General features: G+C 57.0%; 20 protein-coding genes. 6 read left to right on the top strand and 14 right to left on the bottom strand.

Features of this window, described 5'->3' with window-relative positions; translation table 11 throughout:
* The first annotated feature begins 20 nt into the window (after nucleotides 1–20).
* The 3 genes from HW452_RS04990 to HW452_RS04980 are packed head-to-tail and all read left to right on the top strand — an operon-like array spanning nucleotide 21 to nucleotide 1,934.
* The gene (locus tag HW452_RS04990; RefSeq protein WP_224104995.1) at nucleotides 21–788 is read left to right on the top strand and encodes a DUF1538 domain-containing protein; all 768 of its coding nucleotides are present in this window, start codon (nucleotides 21–23) and stop codon (nucleotides 786–788) included.
* A complete protein-coding gene (locus HW452_RS04985; protein WP_224104994.1) occupies nucleotides 785–1,561 on the top strand; it encodes a DUF1538 domain-containing protein in 777 nt (258 codons plus the stop codon). Before HW452_RS04990 ends, HW452_RS04985 begins: the two co-directional genes overlap by 4 nt.
* A gap of 22 nt (nucleotides 1,562–1,583) precedes the next feature.
* Nucleotides 1,584–1,934 carry a P-II family nitrogen regulator gene (locus tag HW452_RS04980; protein WP_224104993.1) on the top strand — a complete coding sequence of 117 codons (351 nt, stop codon included), beginning with the start codon at nucleotides 1,584–1,586 and terminating at the stop codon, nucleotides 1,932–1,934.
* Here the strand turns inward: HW452_RS04980 and HW452_RS04975 are convergent.
* The 3 genes from HW452_RS04975 to HW452_RS04965 are packed head-to-tail and all read right to left on the bottom strand — an operon-like array spanning nucleotide 1,931 to nucleotide 4,622.
* Nucleotides 1,931–2,854 carry a metal ABC transporter permease gene (locus tag HW452_RS04975; protein WP_224104992.1) on the bottom strand — a complete coding sequence of 308 codons (924 nt, stop codon included), beginning with the start codon at nucleotides 2,852–2,854 and terminating at the stop codon, nucleotides 1,931–1,933. The two genes, HW452_RS04980 and HW452_RS04975, sit on opposite strands and share 4 nt — an antisense overlap.
* A gap of 17 nt (nucleotides 2,855–2,871) precedes the next feature.
* A complete protein-coding gene (locus tag HW452_RS04970; RefSeq protein WP_224104991.1) occupies nucleotides 2,872–3,699 on the bottom strand; it encodes a metal ABC transporter ATP-binding protein in 828 nt (275 codons plus the stop codon).
* Between the two features lie 5 nt (nucleotides 3,700–3,704).
* Nucleotides 3,705–4,622, bottom strand: coding sequence for a metal ABC transporter substrate-binding protein (locus tag HW452_RS04965; RefSeq protein WP_224104990.1), 918 nt, complete (start codon nucleotides 4,620–4,622; stop codon nucleotides 3,705–3,707).
* A 148-nt stretch (nucleotides 4,623–4,770) separates the two neighbouring features.
* Between HW452_RS04965 and mntR the strand changes: the two genes are divergently transcribed.
* Nucleotides 4,771–5,259, top strand: a complete 489-nt coding sequence (gene mntR / locus HW452_RS04960; RefSeq protein ID WP_224104989.1) for a manganese-binding transcriptional regulator MntR — start codon at nucleotides 4,771–4,773, stop codon at nucleotides 5,257–5,259.
* Nucleotides 5,260–5,305: 46 nt separating this feature from the next.
* Here mntR and HW452_RS04955 read toward each other — a convergent pair whose 3' ends face one another.
* From HW452_RS04955 to HW452_RS04905, 11 genes are all read right to left on the bottom strand, one after another.
* Nucleotides 5,306–6,001 carry an RES family NAD+ phosphorylase gene (locus tag HW452_RS04955; protein ID WP_224104988.1) on the bottom strand — a complete coding sequence of 232 codons (696 nt, stop codon included), beginning with the start codon at nucleotides 5,999–6,001 and terminating at the stop codon, nucleotides 5,306–5,308.
* Nucleotides 5,995–6,393, bottom strand: coding sequence for an antitoxin Xre-like helix-turn-helix domain-containing protein (locus HW452_RS04950; protein ID WP_224104987.1), 399 nt, complete (start codon nucleotides 6,391–6,393; stop codon nucleotides 5,995–5,997). Before HW452_RS04950 ends, HW452_RS04955 begins: the two co-directional genes overlap by 7 nt.
* Nucleotides 6,394–6,590: 197 nt before the next feature.
* The gene (locus HW452_RS04945; protein WP_224104986.1) at nucleotides 6,591–7,880 is read right to left on the bottom strand and encodes a TRAP transporter large permease; all 1,290 of its coding nucleotides are present in this window, start codon (nucleotides 7,878–7,880) and stop codon (nucleotides 6,591–6,593) included.
* Nucleotides 7,877–8,383, bottom strand: a complete 507-nt coding sequence (locus HW452_RS04940; RefSeq protein WP_224104985.1) for a TRAP transporter small permease — start codon at nucleotides 8,381–8,383, stop codon at nucleotides 7,877–7,879. Before HW452_RS04940 ends, HW452_RS04945 begins: the two co-directional genes overlap by 4 nt.
* A 61-nt stretch (nucleotides 8,384–8,444) precedes the next feature.
* Nucleotides 8,445–9,431: a TRAP transporter substrate-binding protein gene (locus HW452_RS04935; protein WP_224104984.1), complete on the bottom strand. Its 987-nt coding sequence runs from the start codon at nucleotides 9,429–9,431 to the stop codon at nucleotides 8,445–8,447.
* 43 nt (nucleotides 9,432–9,474) lie between these two features.
* Nucleotides 9,475–10,053, bottom strand: a complete 579-nt coding sequence (locus tag HW452_RS04930; protein ID WP_224104983.1) for a peroxidase-related enzyme — start codon at nucleotides 10,051–10,053, stop codon at nucleotides 9,475–9,477.
* Nucleotides 10,050–10,544, bottom strand: a complete 495-nt coding sequence (locus HW452_RS04925) for a CMD domain-containing protein (RefSeq protein ID WP_224104982.1) — start codon at nucleotides 10,542–10,544, stop codon at nucleotides 10,050–10,052. Before HW452_RS04925 ends, HW452_RS04930 begins: the two co-directional genes overlap by 4 nt.
* Nucleotides 10,545–10,574: 30 nt before the next feature.
* Nucleotides 10,575–12,044, bottom strand: a complete 1,470-nt coding sequence (locus HW452_RS04920; RefSeq protein WP_224104981.1) for an NAD(P)-binding domain-containing protein — start codon at nucleotides 12,042–12,044, stop codon at nucleotides 10,575–10,577.
* On the bottom strand, nucleotides 12,041–13,747 hold the full coding sequence (locus HW452_RS04915) for an aminotransferase class V-fold PLP-dependent enzyme (RefSeq protein WP_224104980.1): 1,707 nt from the start codon (nucleotides 13,745–13,747) through the stop codon (nucleotides 12,041–12,043). The genes HW452_RS04920 and HW452_RS04915 overlap by 4 nt, the downstream gene beginning before the upstream one ends.
* Complete coding sequence (locus HW452_RS04910) at nucleotides 13,677–14,144, bottom strand: Lrp/AsnC family transcriptional regulator (RefSeq protein ID WP_224104979.1); 468 nt, start codon at nucleotides 14,142–14,144, stop codon at nucleotides 13,677–13,679. The genes HW452_RS04915 and HW452_RS04910 overlap by 71 nt, the downstream gene beginning before the upstream one ends.
* A 240-nt stretch (nucleotides 14,145–14,384) precedes the next feature.
* Entirely contained in the window at nucleotides 14,385–14,813 is a 429-nt protein-coding gene (locus tag HW452_RS04905) for a DUF488 domain-containing protein (protein ID WP_224104978.1), read from the bottom strand.
* 232 nt (nucleotides 14,814–15,045) lie between these two features.
* Here HW452_RS04905 and HW452_RS04900 point away from each other — a divergent pair, with 232 nt between their 5' ends.
* A complete protein-coding gene (locus tag HW452_RS04900) occupies nucleotides 15,046–15,492 on the top strand; it encodes an Rrf2 family transcriptional regulator (RefSeq protein ID WP_224104977.1) in 447 nt (148 codons plus the stop codon).
* 226 nt (nucleotides 15,493–15,718) lie between these two features.
* Nucleotides 15,719–16,462 (top strand): Crp/Fnr family transcriptional regulator, encoded by a 744-nt coding sequence (locus tag HW452_RS04895; protein WP_224104976.1) that lies wholly within the window; start codon nucleotides 15,719–15,721, stop codon nucleotides 16,460–16,462.
* Nucleotides 16,463–16,648 lie beyond the last annotated feature (186 nt).

Here is a 16,648-nt window from a genome sequence, read left to right as displayed (position 1 = left end):
CGCAACTGGCCTGTCGCTTTATGGAAATAGTCGTATCACTTGTACGCCAGCTACGAGACAGCCTGCGTGATCTGGCACCGGTGGTACTGGTCATGGCCTTTTTCCAGCTGCTGGTCATCCGTCAACCGCTGCCGCCAGCACTTGACATCGCGGATCTGCTGCTGGGGCTTTTCTGTGTCGTGGCAGGGCTCACCCTGTTCATCAAGGGGCTGGCCTTGGGTCTGTTCCCAGTGGGCGAAAATCTAGCTCACGCGTTCGTCAGCAAGGGGTCGCTTGGCTGGTTGCTGCTGTTTGCCTTTGCGCTGGGATTTGGCTCGACGGTAGCCGAGCCCGCCCTCATTGCCGTCGCAGGCCGTGCGGCAAGCGTAGTGGCTGAAGGTGGGCTCATTGACGCATCTGACAGTGTGCAACATGGCTTCGCCATTGCCCTGCGCATGGTGGTGGCGGCTTCCGTGGGGTGTGCCGTCGTGCTGGGTGTACTGCGCATATTCAAGGGCTGGCCGCTGCATCTCATGATTATCATGGGCTATGTCCTCGTGCTTTTACTCACCCTGTTCGCGCCTGCCGAAATGATCGGGATCGCCTACGATTCCGGCGGCGTCACCACATCGACCATTACCGTGCCCCTGGTGACGGCGCTGGGAGTCGGGCTGGCCGCCTCCATCAAAGGCCGCAGCCCCATGCTCGATGGGTTTGGTCTGATCGCCTTCGCCTCGGTCATGCCGATCATCTTTGTACTCTTGTTTGGCATTGTCGGGTTACCACTGTTATCGGGTGCTCTCTCATGAGCTTGATGCCTACGCTGTGGCGCACCCTGGTGGATATACTGCCCATCGTTGCCATCATCTTTGGCTCGCAGTACCTCATCATTCGCAAGCCCATCAAACGCTTGGCGCAGGTCATCTCGGGATTTTGCATGGTATGGGTGGGGCTTTCGCTTTTTCTGGTAGGTCTTGAACAGGCGCTTTTCCCCATGGGTGAACTGATGGCCACGCAGCTGACCGATGCGCGTTTCTTGCCTGACATCCTCCCAGGTGACGAGCGACCCTGGAGCGATTACTACTGGGTTTACCTGTTCGCCTTTGCCATCGGGGCAAGTACTACGCTTGCAGAGCCCTCTCTCATCGCCGTATCCCTCAAAGCTGGCGAGATATCGGGCGGCACCATCGACCCTTTCATGCTGCGCATAGCCGTTGCACTGGGCATGGCGCTGGGCATCACGCTGGGTGTCTTTCGCATCGTGATGGGCTGGCCGCTTCACTGGTTCATCTTTGCCGCTTATCTGCTGGTGATTCTACAGACGCTGCGCTCACCCCGCGCCATCATCCCACTGGCGTTCGATTCCGGCGGAGTGACCACATCGACGATTACCGTGCCCATCATTGCCGCGCTGGGGCTCGGGCTGGCATCCGCCATTCCAGGACGAAGCCCGCTGATGGATGGGTTTGGCCTGATCGCGCTGGCCTGTCTGTTCCCGATCATGACGGTGATGGGTTACGCCCAGATAGCTCAATGGCGTACCAAGCGCCTCAGCCGACATAAACGACGCACACAGCGGTAGCCAACCTCCAGGGGAGATCACCATGCGTTTTAAATTGATTGTGGCACTGGTTGAAAACGAGAGAACCGATGCGCTGCTGGATGCAGCACGCAACGCCGGGGCAACGGGGTCCACGCTGATCAACAACGCTCGGGGCGAAGGGCTTCAAAGAGCGCGTGGCATCTTTGGCATGGAAATCACCACGCAGCGGGATATGCTTCTTTTCCTGGCTGAAGAGCACTATAGCCGCGCCATCCTGGAGGCGATTGCCCGGGTCGGCGAGTTTGATGAAACGCCCGGTACGGGAATCGCCTTTCAGCTCGATGTCGAAGATGCCGTCGGGGTCAAGCACCAGGTCGAATCGCTGGGCCTGAACCCGGACGCCGGTGATTAAACGCGCTTGCGATGGCGCCACTGGCGAAAGACAAGCCCCTGCTTGGGCGAGAAAAGTAGCGCCAGGATGAACATCGAGAACGCTACCAGCACAATGGCACCGCCAGACGCGACATTGAATACCACCGATAGCCAAAGACCAATCACCGCTGAACAGACGCCGATGGAAACCGAGATCAACAGCATGACCTTGAAACGGTCAGTCAGCAGGTGAGCCGTGGCGCCCGGCGTGATCAACATCGCCACCACGAGGATGATGCCGACGGTTTCCAGGCTGGCAACGATGGTCAGGGTCAGTAGAAGGATCAATCCGTAATGGATGATCTGCGTATTGAAGCCCAGCGCCTGGGCCTGCTGCGGATCAAAGGCATACAACAGCAGCGGCCGATACGCCAGCCACACGGTAAGAATGGCAATGATGCTGGCCACGAAAGTAAGCATCAGCGCAGAGTGCTTAACGCCTAGTACGTTACCGAACAAAATGTGCATCAGGTGAGTGCTGGACGCCAGCTTGCTGATAATCACCACGCCCAGTGCAAAGGAGGCGGTAAACATCAGCCCCATGGCCGCATCGGCCTTGATACGCGTATTACGCTCGATCGCCCCGATGCCCACCGAGGTCAATGCCCCGGTAATGAAGGCGCCGACAAAAAATGGCCATCCCAGCAGGTAGGCAACTGCCACGCCTGGTAGCACGGCGTGTGAGATCGCGTCTCCCAGCAACGACCAGCGCTTGAGTACCACATAGCATGAAAGCATGCCGCAGATGGCCCCCACAAGCACCGAGGTAAGCAGCGCGCGCTGCATGAAAGCGTACTGGAAGGCATCGGATACGCTGGCGGGCAGCAGGTTCACCACTGCCATCAACGCCGCGATCAAACCATTGACCAGCGCATCGCTGAGCGCTTCAATTATCAACATACTCTCTGCCACCTTGATTACCCCTGCGCCGGGCTATAAGAAGCTGCCGGCCTTGTCTGGCGATCCGTAGCCGTCTGCTCGATCGAACTGACGGCAAGCTCGGCCAGCTTTGCTTCACTGAGCATGTCATCCGGCGCTCCGGTGCCGCGTATGAAGCGATTGATCAGTACCACGTGATCGACATAACGGCGCGCCCCTGGCATATCGTGGGTAACCATGATTACCGTCTTGCCGGCTTCGCGCTCACGGCGCAGTACCGCCAGAATCAACTGCTCGCTGGGCGGATCGACGCCGGCCAGCGGCTCGTCCAGCAACAGGATACTGGCCTGCTGGGCCAGCGCGCGGGCCAGCAATACACGTTTTTTCTGCCCTCCGGAAAGCGCCCCGATAGGACGCGCTGCATGCTCGCGCATATCCACTGCCATCAGTGCCTCATGCACGGCTTCGGCGTGCCGGGCATGATGCCAACGGGCAGGCAGTAGCCGACGCCATAGTGCATCCTTTCGCATGTGCCCATAGCGCCCGCCCATGACGGTATCCCATACCGATACCGGAAAATCCCATTCGATGGCTTCACGCTGGGCCATATAGGCTATCTGCCCTGCCCGGCGATGCCTGGCAATCGGTTCCCCAAAGGCATTCACGCTGCCTTCGAGCGCCTTCATGCTGCCTGTCAGCACGTGAAACAGCGTCGATTTCCCCGCCCCGTTGGGGCCGACGATCGCGGTCCATTTACCCGCCGGGAACGCGAGATGGATATTTTCGAGCACGACCTGGCGCTGGTAGGCGGCGTAAAGCCCATGAATATCTATCGCCACCGCCTGATTGACTACATCGGTTGTCATCTTGACTACTCGGCTTTCAAGGAGCGGCGCAGCAGCTCGGCATTGTGGCGCTGCATGGCGAAATAATCACCCGCCTCACCATCGGGTTCGCTCAGCGAGTCGACATACAGCGGACCGGCTACCGGGATACCTGTATCGCTTGCAAGGCTTGCTACATAGCGGTCTGAAATGGTGCTTTCCCAGAAGATCGCGGCCGGCTGGCGCTCGTCGATCAAGTCGATGATCCGCATCAACTGGCGCGGCGATCCTTCGGTCTCGGCATTATTACCCCAGATACCATCATGCTCGAAGCCGTAGGCATCGGCAAAGTAGAGAAACGCTGCCTCGCTGGAGAGCAGCACCCGGCGCGCCTCGGGGATATCGGCAAGAGTCTGCTGAAGCTCCTCATGGAGGGCGTCAAGCTCGGCGACCACGCCATCGGCCCGAGCCTGGATAGCGCTTGCCTGCTCGGGCATGAGCTCTTCCAGCTCATCCGCGATAGCCTTCACATAGGCCACAGCCGCGCGCGGGTCGGTCCACAGGTGCGGGTCCACATCGCCGCGCAGGTCGCCTATCGCAATGGACTGGGTCGGATAACCCGAGGCTTCAGCTACCGGTACGATGGGTACGCCTTCTCGAGTAGTGGCTTCAACCTGACGCATCCACTGCTCGAGCTGATAGCCGTTGTAGAAAACGATATGGGCATCTTCGAGTGCGCCAAAGTTGTCCGGCGTGAGCTCCCATTCGTGAACTTCAGCATTCACCGGCGTCAATACAGAGACGTGGGCATCATCACCGGCAACCCGTGCGACAAGATCGCCCAGCACGGAGAATGTGGCAACCACATTGACAGGCGGCGACAGTGGTTCGGCATACGCCGTGGTCACGCTGCCCGCAGCAGCCATCAATACCCCTATTTTCAACCACGCCTTGCGCTGGCTCATGGGTTTACTCCAGAAATGACACTATGAATATAACTCTAGCTCAACAAAAAAGCTTTGTGCAAATAGTTTAGCCATGGCTAACAATGATACGCAAAAATGCGCTACTATCGCTCATTAGGTTTTCCATTCATCTTGATATAGTTTGCTAATGAGTGATCACGACCAGTCGCCTCATCTATCTGCCTCGAGCCGCAATGGTAACAGCGGGGATGCCTTGCCGCCGGTTGGCGAGCATGCTCGGCAGTACGAAACCGTGCGTAATGCCCATGAAACCGAACTGATTGAAGATTATGTCGAGCTGATTGGCGATTTGCTTCAGCATCGCGGTGAAGCGCGCGCAGCGGATATTGCGACGCGCATGGGGGTCAGCCAGGCAACGGTCTCCAAGATGATCCGCCGTCTCAATGAGCTTGGCCTGGTTACCAGCAAGCCCTACCGCTCGCTGTTTCTGACCGAGGAGGGTCAGAAGATGGCCGAGACCTCACGCGCCCGGCACGATATCGTGCTGCACTTTCTGCGCGCCCTTGGGGTCGACGATCACACCGCCCGTATCGATGCCGAAGGCATGGAGCACCACGTCAGCAATGATACCCTGGCCATCATGCAACGCTTTATCGACGAACATGCCAAGCCTTGAGGTGATCTTCCGGCAAGCACGACCCGTATCCAGCATGTAATCGAGCTCAGTGACAGGCGCTAAGCCTGTTTACCTGAGTGACACGGCCGTTCCAGATCATTTCAAGATGCGTTGTCTGAACAATGTCGCGCACGTGAATCGGCGTCATGAGCGCCCAGCAAGTAGCGCCCGGTTCACGTACCGAGCGATAGCGCAGCCCGGCTGAACAGGCCTCTCTGATCGACCAGCCAAGTGCCCTGCTGTAATGATAGTCATCAGGCGCGTAAACGGGATGGGAATACTCGAGCCCCTTGGCATCCCGACAGCCGCGCTCATCGAAAATGCATTTAAGCCCACGAAACACGAAGCGCTCAAAGTGCAGACCCTCCACATTCTGCCAATACGCCTGCTGGTGATACTTCACCTCGGCAATCGCGGTAGCCAGAAGATCTGCCACATACAGTACCCCGAAACTGCCGTCGCTGAAGCGAGAGCCATCCGGGTTCACATGGGTAAACGGTGCCACGGCATAGGAGCAGCCACGAATGCCAAACGGTATCTCGCAGGTGGGCAGCAGCGCCAGATTACCGGCTTCGTTTTGCAGGCGCGGATTGGTCAGGGCTTGCAAGGCATGCAGTGCGGCAAATTCGCTTTCATCAGCTACATCATCGAACAGAGCGATAGGTGGAAACTTGCTGTTGATCAGACGATATCCCGTAACGGTTTGCGCAGGCCGCTCGGGAAGAGCTTCAGGTTTCACCATTGCCCGCCCCGCAGGCTGTCGATACGCTTGAAGGTTTCATAAAGCGCGGCGAAATCACCGCTGCTCATCACTTCCAGCGGCGTGCGGCCATTGAAATAGGGGTTGTGATTTGCCATCGACACAAACCCGTACAGGTTATCCGGGTTTTCAAACAGCATGCGTAGCGCCGCATGGATATTGAGCAGATAGCTGATGCGTGCCAGTTGATCGCTATCCAGTTTTATTTCGCCAATATCTCCCCGTCGCGCCCGGGCATAAGTGCTGTGGGAAACCCGCAAGATGGCTTCGCCCTGCTCTCCACTGGCCTTCCACTTATCCAGCAGACGAACGGCAGCTTTCAAGCCGGCGGCGGCGGCAGCCTTGTTCTGGGCAATGTTACTTGCAACTTGCATGGCAACTCCTGATCATGTCTACAAATACTATACGGCTTATAAAGTATCTGCAAATAAACCTTGTTTTATGTCTGTTCGGGCACTGCAAGGCGCTGCCATATTTCATACATTGCCCTGTTTAGACTAATTCCAGGCCACCTAACAAAAGCCCCGCCTTACTGAAGCGGGGCGGGGCTCGGTGGTGCCTGTATCAGGTATCAAAACGCCTTGGGAAACATCAGTTGAGGCAGGTAGAGAAATACGCCGGGCAGCAAGATCAAGGCCAGTATCACCAGCATGATCAGACCGACCAGAGGCAGCACGGCCATGAACGCCCGGGGCATGGAGACTTCACCAATCTGGGTCGCTATCAGCAGGCAGATACCGTAAGGCGGCGTAATCAGCCCCAGCGTCAACGAAAGAATCACCACCAGCGCCATATGGACCTGATTGATATCCGCCGCCACGCAAATGCCCTGAATAATCGGCAGAAAAATGATGACTGCCGTAACCGGGCTGAGCACTGTGCCAATCACCAGCATGAAGAACATCACCATGAGCATGATGCCCACCCGGTGATCGGTGACGGAAAGGATAAAGCTGGCCACTTCCTGCGCAATTCCCAGATAGGAGATCAGCCATCCCATGATGCCTGCCGATGCTACCGCGAACATGGGCAGCGAAAAGGAAACGACGGATTCGGCCAGAATAGACGGCAGCTTGCGAAAACGAATGGCTCGATAGAATACAAATGCCAGCAGCAGGCCTATCAGTACCGCCACCGATGCAGCCTCGGTGGCGGTAAACACACCCGCGGTAATTCCCCCAAGCACTACCAGCGGCAGCAGCATGGGCGGTGCGGCCACGACGGCGGTACGCCCCACCTGCTTGAACGAGAACTTGCCTGTGGCCTTGATGTTTTCCCGCTTGGCAACGTAATAGACGTAGGCCATCTGCATCAGCCCTACCAGAATGCCCGGCAGCACGCCGCCCAGAAACAGCGCGCCAACAGATACGTTGCCAAAGGCGCCGTAAATGACCATCAGGATGGACGGCGGAATGATGCCGCCAAGCACCGAGGAAGCCGCCGTCAAGGCAACCGCAAAAGGTGCCGGGTAACCTGATTTTTTCATTGCCGGGATCAATACCGCCCCGACGCTTGCCGTATCCGCTGCTGCCGAGCCGGACAGGCTGGCAAACATCATCGACACCATCACATTGATATGGCCAAGGCCACCGCGAATATGGCCTACCGAGCTATCGGCAAACTTCAGCAGTCGGTCGGTAATACCGCCATCGTTCATCAGCCGCCCCAGCAGAAGGAAAAACGGCACAGCCAAAAGCGGAAACGAGTTGATGCTGGCAAACATCTGGTTAGCCACCGATGTCAGCGACAGCCCCATTTCAAGAATGGTCAGAATCGATGCCAGGCCAATGGCGAAGGCAATGGGAACACTCAGGGCGATAAAGAGCAGAAAACTGCCGATCAGAATAAACAGTGGGCTCATGAGCCGTTCGCCTCTTTCGTTGGCTTGGCCGGGTGGCGATTGAAAAGTGCTTTGATATCGTCATAGATGGTTTCGAGGGAAAACAGCACCATGGCGATTCCAGCCACGGGCAGCGCAGCAAACAGGTAGGCCATGGGCGTTCCCAGCGCGACCGAACGACGACGCCAGCCCATCTCCACCAACACGTTGCCGTGGACGATCAGCACGTAGATCAATGGTAGGCAGGCCAGACTGCCAAACAGGCGCAGCACGCGCTGGGTAATCACGAACTGCGGGGGAAAGATGTCGATGACGTAGTGCTTGCGATTGCGCAGGGCGACCGCCGCGCCGATGAAAACCGACCAGATGAAACAGGCCATTGCCACTTCATCGGTCCAGGAGACGGAAATTTTCAAATAGTTGCGTGCAACGACTTGATAAAGAACGGTGAGTATAAAGGCAGCAAACAAAGAGCCTGCCAGCAGCAGCAGGACCTTTTCGATGAGGTCGTTTATTTTCCGCATTCGTCTGTCCTTTCATGGGCATGCACCACCCCTACCAGGCGGTGGTGCATCACCCGCGCCGTTATAGGCTGCGGATAGTGTCAAGCAGGTCGGTCAAACCACGCTCATCGGCAAATTCATCATGCAACGGAACCATCTGATCGATAAACGCCTGCTTATCGACCTCGGTCACCGTAACTCCCAGGTCCTCGAACTGCTGGATGAACTCGGCATCGTACTCCACGCCTTTCTCGGTGCCATACTCACCGGCGTGGCGCGCAGCTTCCAGGATGATGGCCTGGTCCTCTTCGGAGAACCGATTGAAACGATTCTCGCTGATCGAGATATGGCTCATCATGATTTGATGCTCGGTCTTGGCATGATAAGGCGCCACTTCATACAGGCGGCTTGAAAAGTAGCCGCTGATGGTACTTTCAAACGCCCCCACCACGCCTGTCTGCAGCCCGGTATAGATTTCGGTCCAGGGAAGTGACGTGGTCAACGCTCCGACCCGCTGCCACATTTCACCATCCAGACGAGATCCCGTTACCCGCATCTTGACCCCGTCGAGATCGGACGGCTCGGTCACTGGCCCTGTACTGGTGCTCAGGTTACGCGTACCGCCGCCGGTCAGGCTCAGCAACGTCAAGCCAACGCCGGACTCCGCCATGGCATCATCGAAGTAGCGGAAAACCGCTGAATCAGGATCAGTGGCGACACGGAACTCATCCATGTCCTCGAACAGATAGTTCAGGCTGAAAATTTCAAAATCGGGTACGTAGGAGGAAATATTCATGACGCCGCCAATGATCATGTCGGTGGTGCCGATTCGAATTTCATCCACCATGGTCTGATCGTTACCCAGTTGACCGCCCGGGAAGATTTGCACCGTGATACGGTTATCGGTGGCCTCTTCCACTTCGGCCTTGAATGCCTCGGCTGCGTCGACCCACGGATGCGGTGCGCTGACCACGGTGCCAAGGCGCAGCGTGTCGGCAAGCGCAGGCGTTGTCATCAGCAGAGAAACGGCACTGGCCAGCGCAAGACGGGGAAATAGCGTTTTGGTCATGGGGAGTTCCTTTTGTGTGTGCCAACTATTTTAGTTTTTGGTGCTAGTGACTGGAAACCGGTTCACCCAAGGTGTGCATCAACCGGTTTGCCCAGCCAAACAGGGTGGTGGAAAGCGTCAGATCGAGAATTTCCTGCTCATCAAGGCCCACCTCGCGCAGGCTCTGGATGTCGTCCTGCGATACGTTGGGCGGGCACTCGGAAAGACGCATCGCGAACTTCAGAATCGCACGTACGCGGGGCACCAGGTCGGCCTCCTTGCCGCGCAGAAAGATATCCTGCATCACCTTTTCATCGCCCACGATATGGTTGTAGCGCTGGGCGTGAACGGCGGCGCAGTAGATACAGCGGTTGACCACCGAGGCGGCTACCGCGCCCAGTTCACGCTCCTCGCGCGAAAGCCCGCCCTTGTCGTACATGATGCCGTTGAACAATGACGTGCGGATACGCAGCGATTCCGGGTCATGGGCAAGTACCAGCACATAATCGGAGATCTTGGTATTCGAAGGCGTTTCCTTCAATGCTTCACGCTGAGCGGGCGTGGCGCTATCCAGGTCAATCGGCGTGATGTGGGGGCGCCACGTGGGCACGCGGGTAGTGAACTTGTGAATGACGCGGCTCATGAATTCTCTCCCATGACGCTAAGTACGGCAGTAACACGAAGCTGGTAGTTGACGAAGGCCACAAGCCCCGCCAAGCGCACGATGTCCGCCTCTTCAAGGCCCGCTTGCGTCAAGGCATCGATATCTGCCTTGGTCGCATCGCGCGGGCTCTGTGTGACCAGATCCACATAGGCCACCATGGCGCCAAGCCGTGTCTGCTCTTTGGGCGGCCGAGTACCCGGCTGGGCCAACTGGTAAGGGTCGGCATCGCGGCCATAGCGCTGGAGAAGATCAGCGTAATGCTGACTCAATCCCGCCTGCTGGCAGATGCGCGCCATGCGGCACGCCAAGGCGGCCCGAACACTGGCCGGCACCTGGCCTTCGTCGACGGGCAGCAACGCAGCTTCATAAGACGCCTGGGTCAAATCCATCAACTTGCCGCGCATCGCCAGCGCCTCCGCCAGCGGCCCGGTTGCGGGCACATTGGCCGCCTTTTCTATTACATGCGTCATCTTTGATCCCTTGCATTCTATTACGCCGCATCAGGCGTTGACGGTTTGATCGGGAAGCGGTGAGGCTTCCCACTCATCACCCAGCAGTTCAGGCGTATCGTACTGCTGGAGGCGCTGCCAGTGCAGCTCGGCATCTTCGCGATACAGGTTGGCAGCGATAGCCCCAGCCAGCCAACTCGCCCCTTCGCTGATACCGGGAATGTCTCCGCTGACCTTGCCCAGGCTGACGGTGGCGCCATAATTGAAGCAGTGAATATTGTTGAGCCACGGCGCCGAGCCCGGCTCACGCTCCTGAAAGGCAAAGTCGCGCCCGACATAGGGGAAGTTGCCCAGCTCCTCGTTTTCAAGCTCCGCCGGCGGCTGGTAACGGTCACGCCAGAGCAGGATGCGATCGGCATAGCCGGCGAGCTCGGTACGCGCCAAGGGGTCGATCTCAAACCCGGTTCCCAGAATCAGGTAGTCGCAACGCACCACCCCCTTCTGGGTATCAATGACAATCTCCTCGCCTTCCATGTGCACGCCCTGGATTCCACAGCCAAAGTGAAAGTGGGCGTTGGCGTGGCGGCTGACACGCAGCGTGGAGCCTCGGGGTGGCGGTGTCTGGGTAGCAAACGAGTAGTGCATGATGCGCCAGCGCCACTCATCAGGTAAGCCCGCGTAGCCATGGGTAAAACCGAACGAGCCGATGCCCATCATCTTGTTGATCCGCGGCATCTGCTGGCGGCGAATCAGAAAGCGTACGTCGCTGGCGCCGTGCTCGAGCGCTTCAGCGGCATTATCCACCGCAGAGGCGCCCACCCCGATCACGACAACCCGCTTGCCCTTCAGGCTCGAAAAGTCGATCACATCGGCCGAGTGCGCCCAGGTATCGGCTGGCAGGTCATCGACAAAGCCTGGAATCTTGGGCGCCCCCGTACCCTCACGACCAGTAGCCATTATCAGCTTACGGGTAAGCACGGTCTTGGCCTGCGCACCTCTACCTGAAAGCGTCAGCCTTAATAGATCCCCCTCGGGCGTCACATGCTCCACGTTCACATCGTTCTCGACCGGAAGGTTCAGCACCTCGCGATACCAGTTCAGGTAGGCCATCCAGGTCGGACGCGGGATCTTGTCCAGCGCCTCCCACGCCTGGGTGCCGAACTGCGCTTCATACCAGGCGCGAAATGTCAGCGAGGCAAAACCATAGCTGGGCCCCGGCAGCGTCTTGGGGGAACGCAGGGTTTCCATACGCGCATAGTTGAGCCAGGGGCCTTCAAGTCCCGCTGGATTGCGGTCAAATATCCGGATATTGCGGATACCCCCGGACAACAGCGCAAAGCCCGCCACCAGCCCACACTGGCCGCCACCGATGATTATCACGTCATGCACGGTCTGGCCGTCACTGGTCGTTCGCTCGGGAACCCAGCTGGTCGGTGGAATATTCAAACATGCCAAGTCGTGGTGAACGCGGGCGTTCAGCGCCTCAAGGCCAGCGCCAGCCAGTGAAGGAGTCATCGTCATTGCGTTTTCTCGGTTTGTGCCTTAAGAGCCTGCTCCGCTTCATGCGGCCACCAGAACCAACGAACGGGTACTTCCACGTACCTGTTCTCGGCAAGCGGCAGCTCCTTGGCCCGCTCTACCAGTGCGTAAGCCTTGGCGAAATAGTCATCGGCCTGATCCGGCACAGTCGGTTCCTGGAGCGTCTCCTGAAACAGCAGCGTATCAAGGAGATCGGCAGATGGCGGGGCTGCGTCTTGCGAACGGGCGTGCCACACACCGCTATGTTCATCGACGGAGTAGAGTTTCATGAGTATCGGGGCGTAACGAGCAATAAATTCGACCGCCGATATTACATAGTTAGCGGTCTCATTGCTAAAAAAGAAATTAAAACCGACTCTTACCCAACCCGGACGATATAAGCTTCTTCCGGTTTGGACTAAATCTTCATGCTCGGCAGCGGCTTTTTCGTCAATCGCAAGCAGCTCATGGCCATAGGGTCCAGCACAGGAACAGCCGCCTCGGGCCTGGATGCCAAACAGGTCATTGAGCATCGCCACCACCAGGTTATGGTGAATGTCACGCCCGCCAGCGCTGATGTTAAACGAAAAAATGGCTAGCCGAGAGGCGCTCAGAGAGCCAAGCAGATGAATATTGCTGACCGCTTTCCAGCGGGCCATGACCATTTCGACAAGTTCGTGTTCGCGGGCTTCTATCGCACAAGCCCCCACCAGATCCTTGATACGAAACGCAAGCCCGGCCCGAATATCGCCTAGAATGCCCGGCGTTCCCGCCTCTTCACGGCGCTGAATACTGGTGACATAACGGTGCTGGTGAGCCGTAACGTAGGACACCGTACCACCACCGGCAACCGAAGGCTTGGCGTTGCGGCACAGCGCCTTGCGCATTACCAGCACGCCGGAACTGCCCGGCCCGCCAACAAACTTGTGCGGCGAGAGGAAAATGCCATCAAGATGATCACCGCTGCCCGTACCGGCCATATTGATGCCGACATAGGGCCCGCTTGCCGCGTAATCGACCAGTACGATGCCACCATGCTGGTGCACCAGCTGCGCCAGCGCCGTTACATCGGTCTTGATGCCGGTCACGTTGGACGCCGCCGAGAACGCCACGATCTTGATGTCACGTTCAGCATAGGCGTCAAGCTGGCAAGAGAGGGTATCCAGGCAGGGAGTACCACGGCTGCAAAGCGGGATTCGTACAAGATCCACATCACATTCACGCCAGACAAGATCGTTGGAGTGGTGTTCGAAAGGACCCACAAAGACCACGGGCCTTGCCTTCGCCGAGGACGCCTGACCGGTATGGAGCTGCAGAATCTGGCTACAGCGATGAATGGCGGAGGTAGCCCCGGACCCCGTGAAAATGACCGCGTAATCGTCATTGGCGCCTACCGATTGACTCACTGCCTGGCGGGCCGCTTCACGAAGGCGGGTCGTGGTCTTGCCGGTATAGGACGTTTCGGTATGGGTATTGGCGTAAAACGGCAGTACCTTGAAGCGCAGCGCGTCTTCCACCACGCCCAGCGCTCGGCCCGAAGCCGTATAATCGGCGTAAAGCAGCGGGCGCTCGCCAAAAGGCCCGGTAATTATCACCCCCTCCCCGATCACTTCATCACGGATATAGCGAATCCAATCAGATGACGTCCCCGAGTGGCAGCTCGGTGGTTTTCTTGACTTGTTCCATTGAGAAGCATGATGTGACATTACTGAGCTCTATTTTTGCGATAAGCCTTTTATAAAAGGCATCAAACGATTGGTTATCGCGCGTGATGACCTTGAGCAAGTAATCAAACTCCCCTGCCAGCCGGTTGACCTCCATGACTTCGGGGAACGACTGAACGGCCTCCTTGAAGGCATCCAGCCAGGCCTGGTTATGTTTATCGGTCTTGATCATCACGAAAACAGTCAGGCCAAGATTGAGCTTTTCAGGGTTTAAGACGGCGATTCTCTTTTCAATCACCCCCTCCTTTTCAAGCCGTTGTATGCGCCGCCAGCAGGGAGTCACTGAAAGCCCGATGCCTTCTGCAAGCTGGGCTATCGAAAGATTATCATTCCGCTGAAGCTGTTCAATAATTTTCAAATCGAAGCGATCAATAAGCAATTTATTTCCCCAAACTGGTGGTCAGGTAAATATATTTTCACAACCACCTTGCATTCACCAGCGTAAAGGATGTTTTTTTCGCCCTTCAAGAATCGTCGGTCATACTCATCACACAAAAAAAAGGTGCAAGCCTATGTACGCTTGCACCTTTTGATGATGGCTCGACCATATGCCTTGCTGACTGGGCATTTGCTCGACGCGCTCATGCAGCGCCTGACAAGCGCCAGCAGGCTTCAAGCATCAACTGTCGTCAGGGAAATAATGGCGATAACAGGGCGCCGAGGCCGGTTCCAGATCATGCCGGTCCTCTTCGTCGAGCGCGCAAAGCAAGGCCTCGCGCAACAATGGAAGATGAGAGTCGGCAAGCGAGCGGGTGGCAGTCAAGAGCGTCAGCTTTCCCTGACGGGCGTAGCGCATCAGCGGTACAAGCGCATCGGCAGACTCCTTGAGCTCCAGCCGGTAGCGGGTCTGAAACGAGGCTTCGCTGATCTTGCTCTGCTGATAATCACGCCGCAAGGATGATGAAGGGGCTGCATCGCGATACCACTCGGTCAACGAAAGCGAACCACGCTCCTTGCCGCGCGGCCATAGCCGGTCGACCAGAATACGCGCACCGTCATGCTCTTCAGCAGCGAAATAGACCCGCTTGAGCGCTATTTCGTAGCGCATAGGACCTCCCTGAAACCGTTTTTCATGCCCAGATATACCCAAGCACTCTATACCCCCAAGATATGCTACCCCTAGCATCGGGCGATGTATCGACCCGACGCCGGCTGCATTGATAACGGCAGCGGTTGATTAGACGAGTCAGGAACAGGCAAATAGAACGACAGACGCCGGGTGCATTCCCCACGCTTATTAAACGCCGTACAATACTTTTTTGACTTGCACCCGGCAGCCCATGCATTTAACCCGCTTTACCGATTACTCGATTCGCGTTCTGCTGTACCTGGCGACCAAGGATGAAGAGCGCGCCACTATCACGGAAATTGCCGAGGCGTTTTCAATCTCACGCAATCACCTGATGAAAATCGTTCAAGAATTACATCAAAAAGAGTACCTTAAAGCAATTCGCGGCAAACATGGCGGGCTTTTTCTCGCCCGGGCCGCTTGCGACATTCGCCTGGGCGCCCTGGTGCGCGATACCGAGCAGGAAATGGCACTGGTTGAGTGTTTTCGCGATGACAATGCCTGCGTGATCACACCCTCATGCCGTCTCAAACCGATACTCAATGACGCGCTGGAAGCCTTCCTGAGCGTTCTGGATGACTATACTCTGGCAGATCTACTGGAAGGTCGGCATGGACGATTGGCTTCACTGCTGCAGATTCCTGCCAAGCAGATCTAGCACGCTGGCGCCAGGCAATGGGCATCGACAGGAGAACGAGGGTTCACTGACGTCTACATGATGGCGTAAAATCATCTGCATCTGTTCAACGTAGAATGCGTTGGACTCCAACGGCTGGTTGGCTATATTCATTGGCTCAACCGACGAAGGGCTTATCCTTATCTTCTGCAGGCGATTTAGACATCATTGCCTACAGCCCTGCCTTTGAACGCCATGGAATCCAGACATGATAAAAGCCCTCCACTCCGCCAACGACATGATGATTCGCAAGCTGGAAAGCATCTTCAAACTGACCAGTGAGGAAGAACAGGCCCTGCGAGATTTACCTATCCAGACCAAGGACATTGCAACGAACCAGAATATCGTCAAGGTCGGTGACCAACCCGGTCAGTGCTTTTTCATCAGTGAGGGGTTTACCTGCGTGCACAAGGTTTCTGCCGAAGGTAAACGCCAGATCATCGCGATTCATGTACCCGGCGATATCCCCGACCTTCAGAGTTTGCACCTGCAGGTTCTGGATATCAATATTTCAACGATCACCCCCTGCAAGCTCGGTTTTATCAAGCATGCCGACCTGTACCAGCTGTGTGATCGTTATCCTCGTATAGGCGCGGCTTTATGGCGGGAAACGCTGGTGCATGCGTCCATTTTCCGCGAGTGGCTGCTGAACATTGGCCAGCGGGATGCCTATTCCCGCGTAGCACATCTCATCTGCGAACTCATGTTGCGTCTCAAGGCCGTAGGGCTGGTCGAAGAGCAAACCTTCAAGATGCCCATCACCCAAGCCGAGATCGCCGATGCCTCCGGCATTACGCCGGTACACGTCAATCGAGTGTTGCAGGCGCTGCGTAGCGATGGGCTGATAAGCACGCACAGACAGCAGATCACCATTCCCGACTGGGAAAAAATCCAGCAAGCAGGCGAGTTCGACCCGCTTTACCTGCATATCAAGCAAGAAGCCCTCGCCTGATACCTGCCCATTGACTCACCGTTGCAGCCGGTTTGACAAGAAAACGTCGGCTGTAGTCGGTGCTTTCTGCTGTCTTGTCCCATTCATTTCAAAAAACCATGCGGCACAGCAAAAGCGCCCGGCTTTGCTTACCGATGCGATCCCTTCTGTTCGCTTCAATGCCCTTCCCGTACCGTTTCCGGTCCG

The sequence above is a fragment of the Vreelandella aquamarina genome (assembly GCF_020075495.1).
Taxonomy (GTDB): Bacteria; Pseudomonadota; Gammaproteobacteria; order Pseudomonadales; family Halomonadaceae; genus Vreelandella; species Vreelandella aquamarina_A.
This window is presented reverse-complemented; position numbering and strand designations above follow the sequence as displayed.

Excerpts from the sequence above, each read along its gene's own strand:
- HW452_RS04980 (WP_224104993.1), top strand. The coding sequence starts at position 1,584 with ATGCGTTTTAAATTGATTGTGGCACTGGTTGAAAACGAGAGAACCGAT.
- HW452_RS04930 (WP_224104983.1), bottom strand. The coding sequence starts at position 10,053 with ATGAGCCGCGTCATTCACAAGTTCACTACCCGCGTGCCCACGTGGCGC.
- HW452_RS04955 (WP_224104988.1), bottom strand. The coding sequence starts at position 6,001 with ATGGTGAAACCTGAAGCTCTTCCCGAGCGGCCTGCGCAAACCGTTACG.
- HW452_RS04965 (WP_224104990.1), bottom strand. The coding sequence starts at position 4,622 with ATGAGCCAGCGCAAGGCGTGGTTGAAAATAGGGGTATTGATGGCTGCT.
- HW452_RS04990 (WP_224104995.1), top strand. The coding sequence starts at position 21 with ATGGAAATAGTCGTATCACTTGTACGCCAGCTACGAGACAGCCTGCGT.
- HW452_RS04900 (WP_224104977.1), top strand. The coding sequence starts at position 15,046 with ATGCATTTAACCCGCTTTACCGATTACTCGATTCGCGTTCTGCTGTAC.
- HW452_RS04950 (WP_224104987.1), bottom strand. The coding sequence starts at position 6,393 with ATGCAAGTTGCAAGTAACATTGCCCAGAACAAGGCTGCCGCCGCCGCC.
- HW452_RS04985 (WP_224104994.1), top strand. The coding sequence starts at position 785 with ATGAGCTTGATGCCTACGCTGTGGCGCACCCTGGTGGATATACTGCCC.
- mntR (WP_224104989.1), top strand. The coding sequence starts at position 4,771 with ATGAGTGATCACGACCAGTCGCCTCATCTATCTGCCTCGAGCCGCAAT.
- HW452_RS04970 (WP_224104991.1), bottom strand. The coding sequence starts at position 3,699 with ATGACAACCGATGTAGTCAATCAGGCGGTGGCGATAGATATTCATGGG.
- HW452_RS04940 (WP_224104985.1), bottom strand. The coding sequence starts at position 8,383 with ATGCGGAAAATAAACGACCTCATCGAAAAGGTCCTGCTGCTGCTGGCA.
- HW452_RS04920 (WP_224104981.1), bottom strand. The coding sequence starts at position 12,044 with ATGACGATGACTCCTTCACTGGCTGGCGCTGGCCTTGAGGCGCTGAAC.
- HW452_RS04935 (WP_224104984.1), bottom strand. The coding sequence starts at position 9,431 with ATGACCAAAACGCTATTTCCCCGTCTTGCGCTGGCCAGTGCCGTTTCT.
- HW452_RS04895 (WP_224104976.1), top strand. The coding sequence starts at position 15,719 with ATGATAAAAGCCCTCCACTCCGCCAACGACATGATGATTCGCAAGCTG.
- HW452_RS04945 (WP_224104986.1), bottom strand. The coding sequence starts at position 7,880 with ATGAGCCCACTGTTTATTCTGATCGGCAGTTTTCTGCTCTTTATCGCC.
- HW452_RS04975 (WP_224104992.1), bottom strand. The coding sequence starts at position 2,854 with ATGTTGATAATTGAAGCGCTCAGCGATGCGCTGGTCAATGGTTTGATC.
- HW452_RS04905 (WP_224104978.1), bottom strand. The coding sequence starts at position 14,813 with ATGCGCTACGAAATAGCGCTCAAGCGGGTCTATTTCGCTGCTGAAGAG.
- HW452_RS04925 (WP_224104982.1), bottom strand. The coding sequence starts at position 10,544 with ATGACGCATGTAATAGAAAAGGCGGCCAATGTGCCCGCAACCGGGCCG.
- HW452_RS04915 (WP_224104980.1), bottom strand. The coding sequence starts at position 13,747 with ATGTCACATCATGCTTCTCAATGGAACAAGTCAAGAAAACCACCGAGC.